Annotated in this window: 3 protein-coding genes and 4 pseudogenes; 5 read left to right on the forward strand and 2 right to left on the reverse strand. The window is 34.1% G+C overall.

Annotated elements, in window-relative coordinates; all coding sequences use genetic code 11:
* On the reverse strand, positions 1-420 hold a 420-nt coding region (locus tag J4P91_RS28310; protein ID WP_207996746.1), incomplete at its 3' end, for an IS6 family transposase.
* Positions 421-512: 92 nt separating this feature from the next.
* Here J4P91_RS28310 and J4P91_RS28315 point away from each other — a divergent pair.
* The 4 genes and pseudogenes from J4P91_RS28315 to J4P91_RS28330 all read left to right on the forward strand — a co-directional run.
* Positions 513-647 (forward strand): annotated as a pseudogene (locus J4P91_RS28315) (helix-turn-helix domain-containing protein); the annotation flags it as partial.
* A 611-nt stretch (positions 648-1258) separates the two neighbouring features.
* Positions 1259-1697, forward strand: a pseudogene (locus J4P91_RS28320) (MarR family winged helix-turn-helix transcriptional regulator).
* 14 nt (positions 1698-1711) lie between these two features.
* Positions 1712-2350, forward strand: a complete 639-nt coding sequence (locus J4P91_RS28325) for a nitroreductase family protein (protein ID WP_207996747.1) — start codon at positions 1712-1714, stop codon at positions 2348-2350.
* Positions 2351-2389: 39 nt separating this feature from the next.
* Positions 2390-2761, forward strand: coding sequence for a DUF1304 domain-containing protein (locus tag J4P91_RS28330; RefSeq protein WP_207996748.1), 372 nt, complete (start codon positions 2390-2392; stop codon positions 2759-2761).
* A gap of 711 nt (positions 2762-3472) precedes the next feature.
* On the opposite strand, the pseudogene J4P91_RS28335 reads toward J4P91_RS28330, so the two are convergent.
* Positions 3473-3676, reverse strand: a pseudogene (locus J4P91_RS28335) (DDE-type integrase/transposase/recombinase); the annotation flags it as partial.
* Between the two features lie 734 nt (positions 3677-4410).
* On the opposite strand from J4P91_RS28335, the pseudogene J4P91_RS28340 reads away from it, so the two are divergent.
* Positions 4411-4682: pseudogene (locus J4P91_RS28340) on the forward strand (transposase domain-containing protein); the annotation flags it as partial.

Raw genomic sequence — 4682 nt, forward strand, 5'->3', positions numbered from 1 at the left:
GTTCTTATCTACTGTTATTACGCGAGGTTTACAAATATGAGAAGCAGCCAAGGCTTTCTTGAAAAAGCGCTTGGCTGTTTTTTTATCTCTTGATTTACTTAAATAAAAATCAATGGTATTCCCCTCTGAATCAACTGCACGATATAAGTACATCCATTGACCTTTTACTTTAATATAAGTTTCATCGACTCTCCACGAGTCATTGGTTGATTTAAGATGACGTCGAATTCGCTTATCTAATTCAGGACCGTATTGATGAACCCAACGCGTAATGGTTGTATGAACCAAAGATAATCCCCGTTCCTCTATCATTTCCACCAAATCACGAAAACTTAAGTTGTACCGCAGGTACCACCTTACTGTTAATAAGGTGAGTTCAGGCTGATAATGCTTCCATTTGAACAAATTTTCTTTTTCCATACCAATCACGCACCCTTTCTAGAGTAATAGTATCAGTATGTCCAAGTTTTATAGATTTATTGTAATTATCCTGAAGTTTTTGCACCAGAACCACATTAACCACGTATTCTTTATCTGATATTTGTACCTGGTTTAACTTTAATGATCAGAGCTATTTTACAAAGATATTTAAAAAGGTTACTAATATGACACCTAGACAATATCGAGGAAAACACACTGTGATTTGAAAATTCGAATTCCTGAAAGTATGGATTTGACATAAAGGTACGACGTTTAATGTGGTACTCTCCCATAAAGACTATCCATTAGTCTAAATCCTTATTTTTTAAGGCTGGTAAATAATAATAGAGAAATGCCAATACTCCAGCAATACTTAGTCTAAAACATTTTTTAACTAATCATTTTCAAAATGGATGGGTTTCTTCTATTGTAAAATCAACATTTGCAGCACGATTATAATTGAACTTTATTCCAAATCAACAGTACCCCATGTCCATCAAGCTAACAAAATGGACTGCTCCCAAAACAATAAAAATGAGTTTCATGACTAAAAAAGACATAAAATTTTCGTTTTTGGGACAACAAATTTTTTAAACTTGATGGTGATACAGCTGAATTCCTTAATATATTTAGCTAAATATGATTATCAGAATAAACTTGAAATAACTATGATTTCTAGAAATGCGAACTGATGTTGTGAATTAATTTAAAGCTGATGGAACAAAATAGAACTAATTAAGCAAAAAAACTTGCAAAACTAAAAAGAGGAATGTATATTATTGACGTATCAATAATTGATATATCAATTAATTTTTTAGTAAGAAAGAAGGGGTGAGTTTTGAAAACATGTTGTTCAGAAGAAGCCGAAATTTTATACAAGCTACAAAGTTTGAACAAAGTAATTGGTGCGAAGTTTGAAGCATGCATTGGCATCAGTCAATCTCGATTGGAATTGCTCGTATTGCTCTATCACGTTGATGAAATTAGTCAAAGCGATCTTCAAAAAAGTTGAATATTGATGGCGCAGCCATCACCAGACACGTTAAACAGCTTGAAGCCAAAGGAACCGTATTAAGAAGAAAGAAGCCTGAGGATAACCGTATAACGCTTGTTCGGTTATCTGAGCAAGGACGAGAACGAATCGAGTCTTCCAAGAAGGAAAAGGAACGTTTTACGAAGGAAATGCAAATGTTCGTTAATGTCAGTGTAGAAGAACACAATGTACTTATTCATGTCCTGTCACGGATGAAAAAAATGTAGAGAAGATTAAAGCATAGAGGAGTGTTTATACATGGGAACTACATTAAAAACAAACGATTTTATGAAAATCATGAAAGGACGTCGATCCATACGTAATTATGATCCAACAGTCAAAATCAGCAAGGAAGAGATGGCCAAAATATTAAGGGAAGCTACTACAGCACCATCCTCAGTTAACGCACAACCATGGCGTTTTCTTGTTATCGAAAGTTCGGAGGGAAAAGAAAAGCTTGTAAAACTCGCTAAATTTAATCAATCACAAGTTTCTACTTCATCTGCCGTTATAGCAGTATTTGCAGATATGGACAACGGTGACTATATAGAAGAAATTTATTCAAAAGCTGTTGAGCTAGGGTATATGCCGCAAGAGGTAAAAGACAGACAAGTACAAGCATTGACTGCACATTTTGAAAAGCTTCCAGTCCAAGAAAATCGCGAAACTATTCTGATTGATGCAGGCCTTGTCTCCATGCAGTTAATGTTGACAGCACGTGCACATGGATATGATACAAACCCAATCGGGGGGTATGACAAGGAAAATATCGCTGCAACCTTCGGATTGGAAAAAGAGCGCTATGTACCAGTTATGCTACTATCTATCGGTAAAGCAGCCGACGAAGGATATGCTTCATACCGTCTCCCTGTTGATAGAATTGCACAATGGAAATAATATAAAACTGATATTAGGAAGTAGAGGGGAGAGAATGGTGTGGAAATAATCGCAGCTATTTTAGTGGGGATCGTAGCATTAGAACATTTATTCATTATGATCCTTGAAATGTTTTTTATTGATTCAAAAGTGGCAAAACGCGCTTTCAAATTACCGAAGCATTTAGAAGGAGATCGAAACGTAGCCATTATGTTTGCAAACCAAGGTTTATATAATGGATTTCTAGCCGCTGGTCTCATTTGGGGACTTATACTGGGGCTCAACCCAATTGGCTATATGATTCAATTATTTTTCGTAATTTGTGTGGTGGTAGCAGCTATTTTCGGAGGTTTCACATCCAATAAATCAATTATTGCGAAACAAGGACTTCCAGCTATTTTAGCACTGGTTACCCTTTTATCTGTGATATAGAACCCAAGCTTTTCAATAACAAGAACCCATTTTTGAAAAAATATAAAAGTGCTAATTAATCATAATCAGTTTTACAAATTATAAAAATCATGAACTTAGTTTTACTTTTTATAATTAAAATGTTCCAATTTGAGACACTTCAAAAGGTTCTGGTGCAAAAAAATGATACATTACAAAATTTGTTTTTTTGCACCAGAACCTGTTAATTTATATGTAGTCAATATTTCTATTGTTAATTCATTCTTTTCTATAGTAATTACATACTATTTTCAGAGTGATAGTGTCAGTATATTCGGAGTTGAGAGATTCAATCCAGTTATCTTGAAATTTCGGACTAAAATGAATTTTCTGATACTTAATATTTTTTTGTAAAATCATGTACTTTTTGATTAGATTTTGTAGTATTCATTATAAATTAAAGATACGTTTCTATTAGAAACTCTCCTTATAAAGACTGTACTCCCATGGAGGAGTCTCAACCTTTTTCAGAGCACTCACTCTAATGTGAGTGCATTTTTTTGGCAGACAAGGACTGAAACGCTTCTATCAACATCCAGCAAGGAGAGTGATTATGTTAGTAGAATCATATATAGAGCAAGGGACAGGCTCGATAGCTAAGTAAACTTCATACCGATAGGTACGATTACCTTAGAAGGCTCTGGTGCAAAGTTTCCGAAGATATAAAGAGATGGGGAATGTTATGGACCAGTTTTATGAAACTATTAATAATTCATGTAATGCGTTATACGTCGAAAAAACGAAGTTTGGTTGAAGACTTCGTTTTTGTTTGTATATGGCATGAACAGTTTCTATACCTTTAATAGTACGTGAGGCATGGCGAAGACTTTGAAATCCTAAAGAACGAGAGAATCGACGTTTCACATGTCGGTGATCTTGCTCAATGATAGTATTGAGGGTTCTGTTGCAAAGTTGAAAAACAACCGAAAATAATGAGTATACGATACATGTTCTTGTATATTTTATAATGTTTATTCGGAACAATTGTATTTTCATTCTATATTTTTGGGGGCGTTTAAAACTTTGCAACAGAACCGAAAAGACACTCAATGAGTGCCTATCTTTAGTTGGTTATTCATTTTTCTGTAGGGTTTTGACATAATACATGAAGTAATAGCGCTGATCTATTAGATAATATCATAATATTATTAAGTGTTTTCATGCAATTTTACATATAGAAAAGACACCCTAAGGTGCCTTTTCTATGTTTTTTCTCGCGTATTGAGATGACTATTCAAACCTTGTATTAGGGGACATGGTTCAAACGTATATATATTACACTTATAGCTTAACATTGACAGAATATACAGTAAATTGATAATGTTTATGCAAAATATTCCCAAAGTTTAGTATAGATATTTTTCACTATTACAATATTAAAAATAGAATTAATGCACAATTGCATAACAATATAGTATGCGATTAGCAGTATAATTTAAATGTGTACAATAAAGCTGAGGAGGCAGAGACCATCTACGGAAATAGGTGGTCTTTTGCTATTAGATAATAAATGTATTATTTTGATGGTGTTCATCTAAGGGGTTCTGGTGCAAAAACTTCAGGATAATTGCAAGTAATCTATAAATTTTGAACATACTAATACTATTACTCTAAAAAGGTGTGTGATCGGTATGGAAAAGAAAAATTTGTTCAAATGGAAGCACTATCAGCCTGATATTATCTTATTAACGGTAAGATGGTACCTACGGTACAACCTAAGTTTTCGTGATTTGGTGGAAAGGATGGAGGAACGAGGTTTGTCTATTGCTCACACCACTATTATGCGTTGAGTGCATCAATATGGACCTGAATTAGATGAAAGAGTGCGACGTCATCTTAAGACAACAAATGATTCCTGGAGAGTCGATGAAACGTATGTGAAAGTAAAAGGGCAATGGATGTA

Origin of the sequence: Bacillus sp. XF8, assembly GCF_017498755.1 — a bacterium.
Classification (GTDB): Bacteria; Bacillota; Bacilli; order Bacillales; family Bacillaceae_G; genus Bacillus_A; species Bacillus_A bingmayongensis.

Excerpts from the sequence above, each read along its gene's own strand:
- J4P91_RS28325 (WP_207996747.1), top strand. The coding sequence starts at position 1,712 with ATGGGAACTACATTAAAAACAAACGATTTTATGAAAATCATGAAAGGA.